This window comes from Altibacter sp. HG106 (assembly GCF_028561755.1).
GTDB lineage: Bacteria > Bacteroidota > Bacteroidia > Flavobacteriales > Flavobacteriaceae > DFVG01.
In genome coordinates this window covers 478,434-494,871 of sequence record NZ_JAQQTD010000001.1, presented here as the reverse complement: position 1 = coordinate 494,871, position 16,438 = coordinate 478,434, and the positions used below count along the sequence as shown (strand labels likewise).

Genomic DNA, 16,438 nt, shown 5'->3' with positions numbered 1-16,438 from the left:
TAGGAAGTTCGTGCCTTAGCGTTTCAAATGCTGAACACGTTGAAGGAGGGTAGGATGGGAGTAGTAGAAGAATACGTAGGCAGGATGTGGTGTTAAATTACTCAAACTGTGTTTGGATAGTTTTTTGAGGGCATTGATCAAGGGAGCCGCTGCAAAAGTTGTTTCGGCGTATCGATCGGCTTGATATTCGAAGGCCCGCGAGATCATGTTCATGAAAAGTCCGGTGATTTCAGAAATAGGTGTGAACAAAACCGTAAAAGCGATCAATCCTATGTGAAATGAGGGTTCTGCAACCGACAAGGCTTCGGATAACAGTGGGTTTCCGATAAGCAACGATAACAACCACAAGGTAATCCCGGTACTCAGGGTTGCTGCGATGAGATTGGTTATAATATGCCTTTTTTTATAGTGTCCTACTTCGTGCGCCAGGACAGCCACAATTTCTGAATCTTCCAAATCGTTAATCAAGGTATCGTAGAGCGTGATTCGTTTCTGACTCCCAAAGCCGGAGAAGTAGGCGTTCGCTTTAGTACTTCGCTTAGAACCATCGATCACGAAAATGTTCTTTAGATCGAATCCAACTTGCTGCGCATAGGCTTCAATTTGAGTGCGTAGCGAACCTTCCTCCAGCGGCGTTTGTTTGTTGAAAAGTGGCACAATTAATCGCGCATAGAAGAGGTTCATTAAGAGGCTAATGAGGGTAATCAACCCCCAGGCGTACCACCAAAAAGAAGCACCTACCCATTCGTAAAACAGTATCAATGCGGCCAGCACGCCACCGCCTACTATTCCTAGTAATAACCATCCTTTGAGTTTGTCTATAAAAAAGAGTTTCGGCGTGGTTTTGTTGAACCCAAATTGTTCCTCGATCACGAAGGTTCTATAGTATGAAAATGGCGTCGATAACAGGTCGGAAGCAAACATGATAATTCCGAAGAACAGCAATCCCACCCAAACAGGGTGGCTAGTGACCGAACGCGCGATGGCATCTACCCAGGCAAAGCCTTCCAAAAAAAAGAACGCGAGCGTCACCACCAACGAAAACGAACTGCTTAGGAGTCCGAATCGAAAAGACGCCTTTTTATACCGTTGCGATTTTTGGTATTCGCCTTCTTCAAATACCCCTTGTAATTCCTCCGGTACGGGATCGTCAAAATGGTTTGCATTGAGGAGTCCGAGTGCAGTATCCCAAATAAAGTTGAGAATTATAATTCCAATTAAGATGTAGAAAAGGACTTCGGGGCTCATTCAAAATTGCGTTGTCGTTTGGCCTCAAAGATAAGAATTCCCGCTGCTACCGAGACGTTCATAGAATCAATATCTCCTTGCATGGGTATCATAATGTTCTTTTTGCTTGCCATCCTCCAGGCCTCGGTAAGTCCGTAGGCCTCAGTACCCACAACGATTGCAGTAGCGCTCTGGTAGTCCAGCGTATGATACGGAACCGCGTCTTGTAAGGTAGCGGCATAGATGGCAATATTATTTTTAGTCAGCCAGGCAATGATTTCTGTCGTCGTTGCCGCGGCGACAGAACGGGTAAACAAACAACCCACGCTGCTGCGAATGATATTTGGGTTGTATAGGTCGGTTTTGGGGTTGGCGATGATAATACCATCTAGATCTGCTGCATCTGCAGTACGCAACAAGGCGCCAATATTTCCGGGCTTTTCGGGTGCTTCAGCCACCAGTAATAGTGGGTTCTTACGCGTGAAGCTAAGTTCGTCTAGGCTGTGTTTTTTTTGATGTGCCAATGCCAAAACGCCTTCGGTAGAACCTCTGTATGCAAGTTTTTCATAGACCTCGGTACTTACATGAATGATGGCTTCGGAAGCTATTGATGCCTGCATTTGGCGCAGCCATTCTTCGGCCACAATTTCGGGCTGAACAAACAAAGTGTGTAAGCGATACCCATTGCCGAGGGCCAATTCAATTTCCCGTTGCCCCTCTATGGGAAACAACTCTTGTTGGCGGCGTTCTTTCGATTTCTCCTGAAGTAGGCGGTACTTTTTTACCAGCGGATTTTGGAGACTGCTAAGAAATTTTGGCATAACACAAAGATACTTTGAAAATTATAAACGCTACTTTTGAAAAAAACGAATTACAATGCTTCAAAAATTACTTCTTTTTTTCTATTTCTTCGGAATGACAACCCTCCTTCAAGCCCAGGTAGTAGCGGGAATTCCAGACGACCTTATTGAATGTGATGTAAATAACCCCGGCGATCAAACGGAAGTTTTTGATCTCACCGAAACCGAAACGCAAATCATCAACGGGCAATCGAATGTGGTGGTAAGCTATCACCCCACCTCGGGAGATGCGCTTGGAAATAATAACGCCTTTCCCAATCCTGAAAATTTTACCAATACGGCCAATCCGCAATTGATTTTCGCCCGACTCCAAAGCACGAACGGACAAGGTTGGGAAGTGGTTTCCTTTCAAATTATTGTACCCTTGATCCCCGTGGTCGAGAATGCCCCGGAAAATCTTGAAATTATTGAAGGTGATGGTGATGGTGAGGCGATCTTTGACCTAACTGCTAACGAAAGCACCGTACTTGGGAGTCAGGATCGCTTTTTGTTTTTATTTGACTATTACCGTAGCCAAGAGGATGCCGACAATGAGGAAAATGTCATCACAACTCCAGAGGCATTTGCCAATGAAAGTAATCCACAAACTATTTACGGGCGTATGAATAATCTGGAACGCCAGTGTTATTATGAAGTATTTACCTTCGAAATCAGCACCGATGGAAGTTTTGGTATTAATGATGCATTTTTCGATGCCGCCAGCTTGGAGGCAACAATCGTGGCATCTGAATTGCGTTTTCAATTTTCAGAAAATACTTCGGAAGTTCAGGCTGCGGTGCACAACGTAGCAGGAAAAACAGTTGTTGTAAGTACCTTGGTGGGAAACCGACCAACGATGTCGGTGACCGGATTGGCTTCGGGAATATATTTTCTGAAGCTTCAGAAAGAAGGTGTCTCAAAAACCATTCGATTTATTAAACAATAGACATGCCTATGAAAAAGCAACTGCAAACACTGTCATTGATGGTCGTGGCAACATTGTTCCTTAGCTGTAACGACACTTCTAAACAAACCAATCCTTCCGAAATGAAAGCATTGGAAGTTTCCGAAGTAACCCACCCATCGGAGGCGCTCCCGGCCTTAATGCAGGAGGTGCTTGAGGCCCACGGTGGAAGGGCAAACTGGAACGCCATGCAAAACCTATGTTTTGAATTTAGAGGGCGATCGGGTGTCGAGATTCACACGGTGTCATTGCCGAATCGCCTTACAAAAATCGAACACGAACATTGGTCAATGGGCTACGACGGCAACTCGGTATGGCTGTTAGAAAATAAGGAAGATGCGTATCCCGGAAATGCTCATTTTTATTACAATTTAATGTTCTACTTTTACGCCATGCCTTATGTACTGGCCGATCCCGGGATTGTTTACGAAACCCTTCCGCAGGAAACCTTAGCGGGAACCACCTACGATGTTACTAAAATTAGTTATAAGGCGGGTACCGGTGTCTCTCCCGAAGACGAATACAAATTGTACACCCACCCGGAGGACCATACCATGCAATGGCTAGGGTATACCGTGACCTATCGCTCTGGCGAGCAAAGTTCAGATTGGCATTATATAAAATACGACCGTTGGAAAGCGGTAAACGGGCTCTTACTGCCGGAAAAACTTACCTGGTACGAAGTGGAAAATAATCAGCCTACAAGTGAGCGGAACGACCTCGTCTTTAAGAATATCTCGATCACACAAACACCTTTGGAGGCTTCCGTTTTCAAAAAACCGGAAGGAGCTGAAATAGTGACGCGTAACTAGGTTAGGGGGTATTAAAAATTTGAGTAAGCGCAGCTACCGTATGGTGTTTCCAACACTTCCAATCGTGACCTCCATCGCTTATCCTCAATTCATTCGGGATGCTGTCCTGAAGCATCTGCTGCTGTAACCGGGTGACCACCGGAACAATGTTAAAAACATCATCATCTCCCACCGACAAAAAATAGAAAGGAGGATCATCATTGCGCTGTGCGTTTTGCCATCGATGCGTATACGAATAATCGCTCCATATGGAGTCGCTGAAAATACTGTCTTTGGCAAAGGCTTTTACCTTTCGAGACGAACTAATGGCCGGAGGCAGCGGTTCGTAGGAGGCCGGACTCAATAAAATGACCTGTTGAAAGGTTTGTGGTTGCCGTAATGAAAAGCGTAACGCCCCGTATCCACCGGCCGAATTTCCGGCGATAATACGTTGATTGGTGTCAATGCGATATGCTGTTTCAAGGAAGGGCATGAATTCTGAAAGATAAAAATCTTCCATCTGTATCTCGTCTCTATTTACATACCAAGAGTTTCCGGCGTCGATGGTGGTTGCGATCAGTGGGGGAATGATTTCATTCTGGATCAAGGAGTCTAACAAGCGCGCAACATCACCTTCTTCCTCTTGAAACCAATCTTGGTGATCTCCACCATGGCCATGTAAGAGATAAAGTATGGGCAACTTTGTGGTAAGGCTGTCATAGTTAGGCGGAAGATACACCTGATAAGCGACATCATTGGATAGTTTTTTGGTGGAAAGCTCCCCTTGTACAACCTTTCCTTTTGTTGGCTGAGTTTCAGGGGAAGTACACGCAAGTATCGTCAAGCTCGTCATTATAAAGCCAAGGATCTTAGCGCGATGTAAAAGAAACCACCAGTTCTTTCGAAGACGTTTTAATAACATAATAGTCGGTATTTTCTGTTAGCTTTCCGTTTCCTGATTCGATCTTAGGAATGGAATGTGTTTTTTTGCTGAATTGAAACGCCAGGTTCCAATCGGTTTTTTTTGCTGAAGATGCCAGGTTTTGGTATCATCATTATTTTCAAAATACAAGGAGATCTTGTTATTGCCTACCCGAACATTTTCTAGAGAAACCTTCTTCCAGGTACTCGGAAGTTGTGGTTGTACCATAATCTCTTTTTGATGCGCTGTGGGTTGTATTCCGAAGAACTGCGTGACGACAGGCACCGCAATACCGTAAGCATTCCAAGCTTGCGTGAACATTCCGTAGTCTGGGGATACTTCGTAGATACTTCCCGGAAGTGCAAAACTGAAGCTGCGTATAATATTCTTTACATATCCCAAGGCTTGGTCGGGTTGCCCATACTGATTGTTCGCAATGGCTTGAACGCCGGTGGGTAAGGTCATCACTGCGCCGGTATACGTAAACACCTTTCCGCCTTGAAAAGACCCTTCTTCTGAGGCAGCATTCTCATCGCGATCTATACCGGTGACAAATACCCCAAAAGGGTTGGTGTACTTGGCTGCTGTTTGTAAGGCTTTTGTGGCTTGTTCGGGTGTGGCAATTCCTACTTCCATAGGAGTGTTTACCACCCAGTTATGGTGTACAACAAAGGGTCTTGGCGTGGCAGAAGGGTGCGCAATAATTTCCTGCTTCGTCTGCTGTAATTCTGCTACTGCCCATGGTTTGTTCAAGCTATCGGCACGCACCATAGCATCCTCAATAAGTTGCAGGGCTTGAGTGTCGGTTCCGATGAAATCCGCATAGCTTTGAAAGGCTTCCGACCAAAAATCGGTATTGATCTTTTGCTTCAACTGGGCTGCTATGTCGGTATAGCGTTCGGCCAATTCAGGTTTTTCCAAGATCACCGCCATTTTAGCGGCATCGGCAAAGGCCTTTTGTGTGTAACTGGCCACATCGATCATCTCGCTATCCATTCCGTGGATCTCCATCATACCAAAACCATCCGGCAACAGATTCCCGTCGGCATCGTTTTCCGCAAGCAACCAATCCAGTCCGCTTTCAATGGTTGGAAAATACTTCCGCAAGAATTCGAGATCTCCGTTCCACTGAAAAACTTGCCATATTAAGGAGGCGAACTGCGGAGTTTCATTGATGTTTCCGGGATTGAAAACCGCCCCATTGGTAGACATTTCATGAATGATACGACCGTTGCCGTTTGTAACGCGCGACATGCTGTCTATTACTGCAATGGTATTGTAAACAGCTTCAGTTTGTCCCAGTACCATATAGCCTTGCAGTGCGTATTCACTGTCCACACCAAACCACCACGGGTAGTCCGGGAGTCCGGCCCCAATGCCCGAACCGATCTCCGGAACCGTTCGTACGAGCCAGTCGTTGTTATATTTTAACCATTCGAATGCCTTATTTAATAGCGTGTCTGGTGTGGTCAACTTGGTTTGAGCGGCCAAGTCTTGGTAGCGTTGTTTTTTTGTTTCGAACAAGGACTGCCATTGCTGTTGAAGGGTCTCAAAGGAAGAAATGGCTGCTTCCGAAGACTGATAAGAGCCGGCGATGGTAACGGTAAGGACTTCGCTGCTTTTCGGTGGCAGGGAAAGTTTATAGGTGGTTACTCCGGATGCCCCTTTCCCGGTTTGCGTATTGGGAAGGTGGGTGTGTGTTTCAGGTGTGCGTTCGGTACCAAAGATCACAAACCAAGGATTGCTTGCGTCTTTCGCTTGCCAAGCATTCAAGGCAGCAATATACTGTAAACTATCGGCAGCATCAATCATTTCGGTTCGCTTGCCTAACCAAGTGGGGCGTAGATCGGTCTGCCCTGTAAATTCAAATTGAAACTCTTTTGTTACGTCTTCGGTGTTGTTGAATTCATATTGAATTAAGATCCCTTCCACATCATCAGGCACGAAGTGCGTTCGGGTGATATCGAGACCATTGTGTTCAGCATATTTCAAACTATTGGCAAAAGGGTAATTCGTAAATTGTTGTGCGCTTTCGAGTGCAACGGTGTCTTTTTCGGTAAGCATTCGCGCCTCAAAACCATCCATCAATTTGATAGGGTGGTTCCAAATACCACCCATTTCTCCTTTGATGTGCCATCCAAGATCAGGAAAACTACCGTCTTGATGCCCTACCATATAAACGCGATTTCCTGCTGTTACAAAGGGCGATGATAGGTATTGTTGTGTTCCCTTGATGGAGGGGCTGCCATCCAATAGTGTTCGTAGTGTCGAAGTGTTTGTGGATGGCTTTTGATCTTGGCAACCCAATAGACCGAGAAAGGCAAGTAGAATGGGCAGATTAAAAACTTTCATTTTGAGGATCGTTTAGGAAGGTTTTCTAAAAAAATGTACCGTTCATTCTCATAATCTAATTGGCAAAAATAATGGGCCATCCCGTTGGTAACCATCAAATAGGTAGCTTGTGTCACTAGGTTATAGCGAGCAATTTGGTCGAAGGTGTCTTGCGAGATAGCGATGTGTGGGGCTTTACACTCCACGATCAGGTAAATGCTTCCGTCCTTATTGAAGACGACAACGTCATATCGCTTCGTGGTTTGATGGACCGTTAGTTGCTTTTCGACATTGATGTGTGATAAAGGAATTTCCTGCTCTTTCAGAAGAAATTGTACTACATGCTGCCGCACCCATTCTTCAGGCGTCAAGACCATAAATTTTTTCCGTATCACATCAAAGATCAACGTTTTGTTTTCTTTATTTTTGAGGCGGAAGGAGTAGTTCGGAAATGAAAGCGATTGCATAGACCGGATTATGAGTATCAAATCTACTAAATAAAACCATGTGGCGTTAGACGAGGTTAAGCAGATCATCAACAACATTCAAGCCGGAAAGATCGCACCGATCTACTTTTTAATGGGGGAGGAACCGTATTATATTGATGGGATTTCTTCTTTTATCGAAGGAAATATTCTGAATGAAACCGAGCGTGAATTCAACCAAATGGTGCTCTACGGAAGAGATGTAAGCATTGACGATATTTTGAGTCAGGCGAAACGCTACCCGATGATGGCCGAGCGACAAGTAGTGATCGTTAAGGAAGCGCAGGATCTTTCTCGTACGATTGAAAATTTAGCGCCCTATGCGGAAACACCACAAACATCAACCGTTTTGGTAATCTGCTACAAGTACAAAAAACTTGATGCACGAAAGAAATTGTCTAAAAACCTCAAAAAATATGGAGGTGTGCTGTTTGAGAGTAAAAAGTTATACGACGACAAGGTGCCCGATTGGATCCGCAGGGTCTTAGCCGGAAGAGGGTATACCATTACGCCCAAGTCCTCGCAGATGCTGGTTGAATTTTTAGGAAACGATCTGGGCAAAATCAACAACGAATTAGAAAAATTACAGCTAATTATGGGGCCAGGCGGACAAATAACGCCGCAACTTATTCAAGAGAACATCGGAATAAGTAAGGATTTCAATAATTTTGAACTGCAAAATGCCATTGGGGAACGCGACATGAAGAAAGCCTTTGCGATTGTACAATATTTCGGGCAAAACTCCAAGAATCATCCAATGGTCATGACGGTGGCGTTGCTGTATAGTTTTTTCAGTAAAATTCTAAAATATCACGCGCTTTCTGATAAATCGAGCGCGGCAAGAGCACTGGGTGTGAGTCCGTATTTCGTCAAAGATTACCAAATCGCGGCACGCAACTTTTCCATGAAAAAGGCGAGTAAGGCCATTGAAGCCATTCGCGAAGCCGACCTGAAAGGAAAAGGGGTGGGTGCCGCCAATGTATCTCAGGGCGATCTATTAAAAGAATTATTGGTAAAGATTTTTCGATAAGCTTACTTCAGTTGAAGTAGAAGGCCGCTCGGTTTTTATCCGAAACATTTCAACTCACAGAAGTGGCTGCCGAATCCGTTTTGCCATTATCTTCGATCCACCGAATATCTTCCAGCGCCGGTCAAAGCAATCACTAAAAAAGCAAAAAAGTAAACAAGGGCCAATTCTTTTCTTCCGAAGGGATCATTTCCATGCACCACAAAAGCAGCCACCGCCATGGTAATAATGGTAGGGATCGCAGCCAGTCTTGTTTTAAAGCCAAGAATGATCAACATGGGGCAGATGGCTTCGCCAATCACGGTGAGTATTAGAGAAACCGTGCTTCCCAACCCTATTGGGTCGCCAAATTCCAGATTTCCCTGAATCAATTTTAAAAGCTTCGGAATTCCGTGCGTTAGCATCATTCCGGAAAAAGCAACGCGTAAAATAAATAACCCGATGTGATAGGTGGCAGTCATGAATGTAAATGTGTTGGTTTGAAGTTTTAAATGTAAGTAAAGAATTACAAGTATCAAATCGACGTAACTTTTAATTTACATCAACTTGTCATTTCCTTCCTTTTCTGAAATTTCAGCAACAGTTTTTTCACGCTACCTTAACATTCCACTAAACTGCTCAAGCCGCTTCCGAAGTAATTTAGTCACCATTGAAAAACTAATACCTATTACATGAAAAAAATTACGTTGGCGGCGCTGCTTCTAGCAACTGCCTTTACCTATGCACAAGTGGAAACCGTAGCTTCAACCAGTTTTGAAGAGGCTACGGCCGATGCTCAATATGTAGACACAGGCGACCCCAATGTGGCGCATGACCTTGTTAATAATGCCGGAGAATCGGTTGTTGATTTTACGGCTACAGCGACCGAAATGGGCTTTGACGCCTCCTATGCTCCCTACGTGACTCCAGATGTAGGTCTCACCGATGGAGATTTTGTGGGAGCTTCTAATTTCACAGGAGATGTAGGCGCTTATACCGATGGCGCTCAAGGCTATCAATTACAAGATACCGATGGGGTGATGATCGTCGAATTTGATGTGGTTGACCTTACAAGCTATACCAATAACGAAGTGTCGCTTGATTACTTCATCAATGAGACCGGTTGGGAATGGGACGCTGCTAATCCCGGGGAGAGCGGCTCCGATATCATTCACATCTATGTACGCGATCTTACCAATGCTACCACCATCGATATTCTAAATACCGAAGGGAACGATATCGACGATCTTATGATTGAAGATGTATGGACTACTGGAAACGTTGCATTGCCCGATAATATCATGGCACAGCTGGTTGTAGAACTACAGAGCAATTCGGGTGCCGAAACCTTGTACCTCGATCAGGTGATCTTTGAAGGAGAACCTGCTGTGGCAGCTAATTTGGTGGAAGGCGATATGGCGTTTATCGCGTTTAATGCCGATGGCGATGACGATCTTGCCATGGTGACCTTTGTGGATATCGATCCTAATACCGAAATTTATTTTACGGATACGGAATGGAATGGAACCGACTTCGATTCGGGTGAGGGCGATTGGATCTGGAACAGCGGTGGAACGACCATTCCTGCTGGAACCGTGATCGTCTTCAACACTATCGATGCTGGAATCACAGCCAACTTGGGAAGCATCACCTTCGATGATGCCGGTGGGATTTCCGCTACAGAGGAAGCCATCTTTGCCTATACTGCCACGGCGGTACGTATGCCCGACACCTTTATTACTGCCATTGCGAACGATGCGGCCGGATATGGAACCCTTGCAGGTACCAACCTTTCGGAAGGGGTAGAAGCATTGACGCTTCCTGCGTCTAGCGATATCGCCGAATATGCCGGAACTAGAATTGCGCCAGATTACGCGACCTTCAAAACCGAAGTAAAAGACCTCGCTAATTACAATGTGCAAGGCGATGTAACCGATGCGCATACCGACGGAATCGACCCAGATCTTCCCTTTGATGAAACCATGTTCATCTTAGGAACCACTCCATCCGTTCAGTTTGATGAAGACTATAGTTCCGTGAGTGAAGATGGCGGCACCGTAACCGTTACGGTAACCGTTTCAGACATGCCTCCGGTGGAGGGAAGCATTGATGTTACCTTATTAGTAGGTGGAACCGCAGTGGAAGGAACCGATTTTACCTTTGCCGCTACGGAAACGTTAACCTTTCCAACAGGTTCTTCCGCAGATCAAACGTTCAGTATTCCTGTTATCGATAATAGCGATGACGGAAGTGACCTGTTCTTCGTACTGCAATTGGAAAATGCGCAAAACGTCAATATAGGCGGACAAGATATTTTCTCTGTGTACATCCTAGATGACGATACCGCGGTGCCGGCAGGAGACGATAGTGAATTAGACGTGACCTACCGAACTAGCTATACGGTAGATGCCGCAGGTACGGCTGAAATAACCGCCTACGACCCGGCGACTCAGCGTTTGTTCGTTACCAACGGAGATAAAATAGAAGTACTCGACTTTAGTGATCCAGATAACATTGTTGCCCTGGCTACTGTTAACGTAAGCGATTTTGGTGGTGATGGGGTGCAGAGTATCGCTGTGAGCAACGGACTCGTAGCCGCCGCGATTTCCGTAGATCCAAAAACCGATAATGGTTTCGTTGTGTTGACGGATGCCGACGGAAACAGCCCGGTGGCGTTAGAAGTGGGGCCATTGCCGGATATGCTCACCTTTTCACCTGATGGAACTTTGTTGGTTGTTGCTAATGAAGGGGAACCCAATGATGATTACTCCGTAGATCCGGAAGGTTCTATTTCGGTAATCGACGTTACAGGTGGTTTGGGCGGAACGTCACAAGCTAATGTCACAACACTTTCCTTCAATGCGTTTGATGCGCAACAAGCCGCGTTAGAGGCAGCTGGGGTTCGTATTTACGGTCCGGGTGCTACGGTTTCTCAAGATCTGGAGCCTGAATACGTAACGATTTCTAGTGATTCGCAAATGGCTTATGTCACTTTACAAGAAAACAATGCCTACGCTATTGTAGATTTAAGCAGCCCGGAAATTACCGACGTAGTTCCTTTCGGCTTAAAAGACCACAGTTTGATGCGAAATACCTTAGATACGTCAGATGAAACCGACTTCATTTTTGACGCTTCTTGGCCTATCTTCGGAATGTATATGCCAGACGCCGTTTCTTATTACGAAGTGGCAGGAACAGGATATATCGTAACTGCAAATGAAGGTGATGCGCGCGACTACGATACGTTCGCGGAAGAACGCAAATTAGATGATGCCGATTACAATCCAGATCCTGCGGTGTTTTCTAACATTGATATTTTAGAACTTGAGACCAACCTAGGCGATCTCAACTTTAGTGCAGCTTCCGGAGATGCCAATGATGATGGTTTGTACGAAGAGCTTCACGCGTTTGGAGGTCGTTCGTTCAGTATTTTTGAAGCGAACACCGGAACCTTAGTTTGGGACAGCGGAAACGATTTTGAAGTGATCACGGCGAATGACCCCGTGTATGGCGGAATCTTCAACGCGAGTAATAGCAATAATGAATTTAAAAACCGAAGCGATAACAAAGGGCCGGAACCTGAAGGGGTCACCGTTCACGAAATTAACGGTGAAGCGTATGCCTTTGTGTTGTTAGAGCGTATTGGCGGCGTGATGATTTATAATATTTCAGACCCGAGCAATCCTGTGTTCCTGGAATACGAAAACAGTCGCGATGCCACTCCGGGTGGTACTGAAGATGGTGACCTAGGACCAGAAGGTGTGGTGTATATCCCTGCAGCAGACAGTCCGGTGAACCTCGGCATGTTAGTGATCTCAAACGAGGTAAGCGGAACCCTTTCGATCTATAACTTGAACAACGATGTGTTCTCAGTACAAGATTTTGACCTTGCATCTGAAGGATTCCAACTGTATCCAAATCCGGCGCAGGATCGTATCTTTTTCAACCGTCCGGGTGACTATTCCGTATTCGATTTATTAGGTCGGAAAATCTTAGAAGTAGCGGATGCATCTTCCCTTAATGTGAATACACTTTCTACTGGAACCTATGTGGTGGTAGACGCTTCCGGAGCGACACAAAAACTACTGGTTCAATAAAAGTTGAATTTCTTATTTTAAAAACCGCTTCAATTTGGGGCGGTTTTTTATTTGCGTTATTTTTGAACCGTAACTGATCTCTATGGCATCACCCAACGCTTGGCTGGCGGCAGCCCGATTGCGAACCCTCCCACTTTCCATTTCCGGAATTCTTGTAGGTAGTAGTCTTGCAGCACCTCATTTCTTTTATCGTTCTACTATTTTTTGGTTGGCTATCCTTACTACCATCGGATTTCAAGTGCTTTCCAATTTTGCTAACGATTATGGTGATGGGATCAAAGGAACCGATACCCAACGCGAAGGAGAACAACGGATGGTAGCGGCCGGGATCATTTCCGCAGCACAAATGAAACGCGGCATGATAGCAATTGGTATCGTTACCTTGACCATAGCGCTGCTGCTCATATACGAGGCTTTTGGTGATCAATGGGGGTACGCCTTGTTGTTTTTTGGACTCGGGATTGCTTCCATCATTGCCGCTGTAACTTATACGGTGGGACGTAATGCGTATGGATATAAGGCGCTGGGAGATGTTTTTGTTTTCTTATTCTTCGGAATGCTAAGCGTCCTGGGAAGTTATTTCTTATTCATCAAGCAATTTGTGCTACTAATGATCTTGCCTGCCTGTTCCATCGGATTTTTAAGCATGGCCGTCTTAAATCTGAACAATATGCGTGATCGCGTGGCCGATGCAGCCGTTGGAAAAATTACGCTGGCCGTCAAACTAGGAGCCAAAGGCGCGAAACAATATCATACTGTGCTAATCATTGATGCCCTGGCAGCCTATTTACTCTTTGTGTATGAAACCGGATTTGGTTTGTTGCGGCTGCTTCCGGTACTCGCGTTCCTACCCTTATTTCTGAATGTGCGTACGGTTTGGAAGAATGAGGCTCCTGCCTTATTAGATCCCGAGTTGAAGAAAGTAGCCCTAAGCACCTTTGCCTTTGCTATCTTGATCATGATTACGACGATCTTGACTGCATAAGTGAGTCGCTTCAGAATTTTTAAAATTGCTTAACACCCTATACGCGCAACAAACGGTATCTTTAGAGGAAAATCAAGGATTATGAAAATTACATTTTACGGACAAAATAGTTTGGCCATTAGCGTAGGCGGAAAGAATTTGATAGTGGATCCCTTTATTACGGGAAACGACCTATCTAAGGATAAGGTAGCTATCAATGAGTTGAAAGCCGACTATATCTTACTCACCCACGCGCATCAAGACCATATTCTCGATGCTGAAGCGATCGCTAACAATACCGGTGCGACTATCGTCAGCAATTTTGAGATCGCAAACCATTATGAGGAAAAAGGATTTGACGTACACCCTATGAATCATGGAGGTTGGTGGGAATTTGACTTCGGAAAAGTAAAATATGTCAATGCCATTCACACCAGTTCGTTCCCAGACGGAAGTTATGGCGGACAACCGGGTGGTTTTGTGATCGAAGGCGAGCATAAGAATATTTACATTGCGGGTGACACGGCGCTCACCATGGATATGAAACTCATACCCCTGCATACCAAATTAGATCTTGCCATTCTTCCGATTGGAGATAATTTTACCATGGGCGTGGAGGACGCCATTGTCGCCTGCGATTTTATTGAGTGCGATAAAGTGCTGGGGGTTCATTACGATACCTTTGGATATATTGAGATCGATCACGATCAGGCGAAACGCGCGTTTTTCGAGGCGGGAAAAGACCTGATGCTACTCGATATCGGCGAAAGTATTGAACTCTAAATGAAGGCAGTATTTTTCCAACATACCTTACAATTCAAGCGTCCCGGAGGAACCTCCCGGGGCGTTTTACATACCAAGGATACTTGGTATTTGCGCATCGAGAAGGGTGAGAAATGGGGCATAGGCGAGTGTGGGATGTTTCGGGGACTCAGCGCCGACGACCGTCCTGATTTTGAAGAAAAACTTCAATGGGTCTGCGATCATATTCAGTTGGGAGAAACGACACTTCTGCAGGAGTTGCAGGAATTTCCGGCGATCCAAATTGGAGTGGAGGCTGCTTTTCGCTCGTTGGCTTCGGAAGACCCGTTCACTATTTTTCCTTCGGAATTTACGAAGGGTACCACCGGGATGGATATCAACGGCCTGATTTGGATGGGGTCTCAAGAATGGATGCATCAGCAAATAGAAGCCAAATTAAAAGAAGGTTTCAGCTGTATCAAGATGAAGATTGGCGCTATCGATTTTGAGTCAGAGTTAGCCCTGCTACAATCGATTCGGGATCGTTTTACTTCCGAAGAAATAGAACTCCGCGTCGATGCCAATGGTGCTTTTTCGCCTTCCGAAGCGTTGGAAAAACTAGAACGCCTCGCTGTCTTCGACCTTCACTCTATCGAGCAGCCTATCGCTGCCGGACAATGGCAGGAAATGGCAGCACTATGCGAGAAAACACCCTTACCCATTGCGCTGGATGAAGAATTGATCGGAATTTTTTCCGAAGAAAAACGAAATGAGTTGCTCACAACCGTACAACCGCAATATATCATACTTAAGCCTACGCTTGTAGGTGGGTTTGCCAACTCCGATTTGTGGATATCTAGGGCCACAGCGGTAGGAGCAGGTTGGTGGATTACCTCGGCACTAGAGAGCAATGTAGGATTAAACGCAATTTCGCAGTATACCTTCACAAAAAATAGTAAATTGCCGCAAGGTCTGGGAACAGGCAGTTTGTTTACGAATAATATTGAGGCTCCCCTAACGGTTCAAAACGGACAGTTACAGTACTCCCCGAAACGCGCTTGGGATGCCCATTTCTTGCGAACTGGCGGTTCTTCATAAACGAACTGTAGTATATGTACATTATACAAGCCTATCACTATTTGCACGACTGGTGGCGCTATGCCGTAGGAGCCGTGGTCATTTTCTTTGTTTCGCAACTTGCTGCCCTACCTCTTGTGTTGGCAGCCACCTTTAAATTGATGGCCGATGGGGGCGATCTCGCCTCGCTGGAAGATCCCAATCAGCTAATGACGGTACTCGATTCTAATTTGACGCTGTTCTTGATGTTGCTCAGTTTTGCGGTCGGACTCCTCGCTTTGTGGCTTTGGGTAAAGTACCTACACAAGCAACCTTTTAAAACACTTACTACGTCCCGAAAGAAGGTGGATTGGGGTAGAATTATCTTTGGATTTTCATTGATTGCCATCGTGACTATCGTCATGACGCTCCTCGATTATTATTCGAATCCGCAGGATTACGAAGTGCAATTTCAACTCGTACCCTTTGTTATCTTAGCGGTTATCGCAATTCTGATGATCCCTTTACAAACAAGTTTTGAAGAATATCTCTTTCGTGGCTATTTGATGCAGGGCCTTGGCGTCATGGCAAAAAATAGATGGGTACCGCTGGTCGTAACCTCTGTGGTATTTGGCGGGCTCCATTTCTTTAATCCCGAAGTGGGCAAATTAGGGCCCATCATCATGTTGTATTATATCGGTACCGGATTCTTTTTAGGAATTATTACCCTGATGGACGAAGGCATGGAACTGGCCTTAGGATTTCACGCTGGGAATAATTTGATCGCTGCCCTATTGGTTACTGCCGATTGGACCGTGTTTCAAACCAATTCCATTTTAAAAGATGTGTCTGAACCCACGGCCGGGTTCGATGTGTTGGCCCCGGTGTTGATTGTCTATCCCATTTTTATTGCGATTATGGCTTGGCGTTATAAATGGACGGGCTGGGGCGATAAGCTCTTCGGAAAATTACCGCCACCTCCGGAACCTTCAGAAGACGTACCGACTGCGTAACT

14 protein-coding genes are annotated in these 16,438 nt (G+C 45.4%); 8 read left to right on the top strand and 6 right to left on the bottom strand.

The annotated features are described in order from the left end of the window. Nucleotides 1-15: 15 nt before the first annotated feature. Nucleotides 16-1,248 (bottom strand): M48 family metallopeptidase, encoded by a 1,233-nt coding sequence (locus tag PO830_RS02320; protein ID WP_272851919.1) that lies wholly within the window; start codon nt 1,246-1,248, stop codon nt 16-18. After that, nucleotides 1,245-2,048 carry a TrmH family RNA methyltransferase gene (locus PO830_RS02315; RefSeq protein WP_272851918.1) on the bottom strand — a complete coding sequence of 268 codons (804 nt, stop codon included), beginning with the start codon at nt 2,046-2,048 and terminating at the stop codon, nt 1,245-1,247. Before PO830_RS02315 ends, PO830_RS02320 begins: the two co-directional genes overlap by 4 nt. 55 nt (nt 2,049-2,103) lie before the next feature. Here PO830_RS02315 and PO830_RS02310 point away from each other — a divergent pair, with 55 nt between their 5' ends. Both PO830_RS02310 and PO830_RS02305 read left to right on the top strand, forming a co-directional pair. Continuing rightward, a complete protein-coding gene (locus PO830_RS02310; RefSeq protein WP_272851917.1) occupies nt 2,104-3,012 on the top strand; it encodes a T9SS type A sorting domain-containing protein in 909 nt (302 codons plus the stop codon). A gap of 8 nt (nt 3,013-3,020) precedes the next feature. Further along, complete coding sequence (locus PO830_RS02305) at nt 3,021-3,842, top strand: DUF6503 family protein (RefSeq protein WP_272851916.1); 822 nt, start codon at nt 3,021-3,023, stop codon at nt 3,840-3,842. Between the two features lies 1 nt (nt 3,843). On the opposite strand, the gene PO830_RS02300 is transcribed toward PO830_RS02305, so the two are convergent. Genes PO830_RS02300 through PO830_RS02290 form a run of 3 tightly spaced genes read right to left on the bottom strand, consistent with a single transcriptional unit; the run spans nt 3,844 to nt 7,541 of the window. Beyond that, nucleotides 3,844-4,743, bottom strand: coding sequence for an alpha/beta hydrolase (locus tag PO830_RS02300; protein ID WP_272851915.1), 900 nt, complete (start codon nt 4,741-4,743; stop codon nt 3,844-3,846). 18 nt (nt 4,744-4,761) lie between these two features. Then, nucleotides 4,762-7,095, bottom strand: coding sequence for an alpha-L-rhamnosidase-related protein (locus PO830_RS02295; protein WP_272851914.1), 2,334 nt, complete (start codon nt 7,093-7,095; stop codon nt 4,762-4,764). Continuing rightward, on the bottom strand, nt 7,092-7,541 hold the full coding sequence (locus PO830_RS02290) for a type I restriction enzyme HsdR N-terminal domain-containing protein (RefSeq protein ID WP_272851913.1): 450 nt from the start codon (nt 7,539-7,541) through the stop codon (nt 7,092-7,094). Before PO830_RS02290 ends, PO830_RS02295 begins: the two co-directional genes overlap by 4 nt. A gap of 40 nt (nt 7,542-7,581) precedes the next feature. Between PO830_RS02290 and holA the strand changes: the two genes are divergently transcribed. Continuing rightward, nucleotides 7,582-8,589 (top strand): DNA polymerase III subunit delta, encoded by a 1,008-nt coding sequence (holA, locus tag PO830_RS02285; protein WP_272851912.1) that lies wholly within the window; start codon nt 7,582-7,584, stop codon nt 8,587-8,589. Nucleotides 8,590-8,675: 86 nt separating this feature from the next. Here holA and PO830_RS02280 read toward each other — a convergent pair whose 3' ends face one another. Beyond that, nucleotides 8,676-9,047: a DoxX family protein gene (locus PO830_RS02280; protein ID WP_272851911.1), complete on the bottom strand. Its 372-nt coding sequence runs from the start codon at nt 9,045-9,047 to the stop codon at nt 8,676-8,678. Between the two features lie 210 nt (nt 9,048-9,257). On the opposite strand from PO830_RS02280, the gene PO830_RS02275 reads away from it, so the two are divergent. From PO830_RS02275 to PO830_RS02255, 5 genes are all read left to right on the top strand, one after another. Beyond that, nucleotides 9,258-12,662: a choice-of-anchor I family protein gene (locus PO830_RS02275; RefSeq protein ID WP_272851910.1), complete on the top strand. Its 3,405-nt coding sequence runs from the start codon at nt 9,258-9,260 to the stop codon at nt 12,660-12,662. 82 nt (nt 12,663-12,744) lie between these two features. Further along, nucleotides 12,745-13,647 carry a 1,4-dihydroxy-2-naphthoate octaprenyltransferase gene (gene menA / locus PO830_RS02270; RefSeq protein WP_272851909.1) on the top strand — a complete coding sequence of 301 codons (903 nt, stop codon included), beginning with the start codon at nt 12,745-12,747 and terminating at the stop codon, nt 13,645-13,647. Nucleotides 13,648-13,728: 81 nt separating this feature from the next. Further along, nucleotides 13,729-14,409: a metal-dependent hydrolase gene (locus PO830_RS02265; protein WP_272851908.1), complete on the top strand. Its 681-nt coding sequence runs from the start codon at nt 13,729-13,731 to the stop codon at nt 14,407-14,409. Next, a complete protein-coding gene (locus PO830_RS02260; protein WP_272851907.1) occupies nt 14,410-15,465 on the top strand; it encodes an o-succinylbenzoate synthase in 1,056 nt (351 codons plus the stop codon). It begins immediately after the preceding gene. A gap of 14 nt (nt 15,466-15,479) precedes the next feature. Beyond that, entirely contained in the window at nt 15,480-16,436 is a 957-nt protein-coding gene (locus PO830_RS02255; protein WP_272851906.1) for a CPBP family intramembrane glutamic endopeptidase, read from the top strand. Nucleotides 16,437-16,438 lie beyond the last annotated feature (2 nt).

Excerpts from the sequence above, each read along its gene's own strand:
- PO830_RS02320 (WP_272851919.1), bottom strand. The coding sequence starts at position 1,248 with ATGAGCCCCGAAGTCCTTTTCTACATCTTAATTGGAATTATAATTCTC.
- PO830_RS02315 (WP_272851918.1), bottom strand. The coding sequence starts at position 2,048 with ATGCCAAAATTTCTTAGCAGTCTCCAAAATCCGCTGGTAAAAAAGTAC.
- PO830_RS02310 (WP_272851917.1), top strand. The coding sequence starts at position 2,104 with ATGCTTCAAAAATTACTTCTTTTTTTCTATTTCTTCGGAATGACAACC.
- PO830_RS02305 (WP_272851916.1), top strand. The coding sequence starts at position 3,021 with ATGAAAAAGCAACTGCAAACACTGTCATTGATGGTCGTGGCAACATTG.
- PO830_RS02300 (WP_272851915.1), bottom strand. The coding sequence starts at position 4,743 with ATGTTATTAAAACGTCTTCGAAAGAACTGGTGGTTTCTTTTACATCGC.
- PO830_RS02295 (WP_272851914.1), bottom strand. The coding sequence starts at position 7,095 with ATGAAAGTTTTTAATCTGCCCATTCTACTTGCCTTTCTCGGTCTATTG.
- PO830_RS02290 (WP_272851913.1), bottom strand. The coding sequence starts at position 7,541 with ATGCAATCGCTTTCATTTCCGAACTACTCCTTCCGCCTCAAAAATAAA.
- PO830_RS02280 (WP_272851911.1), bottom strand. The coding sequence starts at position 9,047 with ATGACTGCCACCTATCACATCGGGTTATTTATTTTACGCGTTGCTTTT.
- PO830_RS02275 (WP_272851910.1), top strand. The coding sequence starts at position 9,258 with ATGAAAAAAATTACGTTGGCGGCGCTGCTTCTAGCAACTGCCTTTACC.
- menA (WP_272851909.1), top strand. The coding sequence starts at position 12,745 with ATGGCATCACCCAACGCTTGGCTGGCGGCAGCCCGATTGCGAACCCTC.
- PO830_RS02265 (WP_272851908.1), top strand. The coding sequence starts at position 13,729 with ATGAAAATTACATTTTACGGACAAAATAGTTTGGCCATTAGCGTAGGC.
- PO830_RS02260 (WP_272851907.1), top strand. The coding sequence starts at position 14,410 with ATGAAGGCAGTATTTTTCCAACATACCTTACAATTCAAGCGTCCCGGA.
- PO830_RS02255 (WP_272851906.1), top strand. The coding sequence starts at position 15,480 with ATGTACATTATACAAGCCTATCACTATTTGCACGACTGGTGGCGCTAT.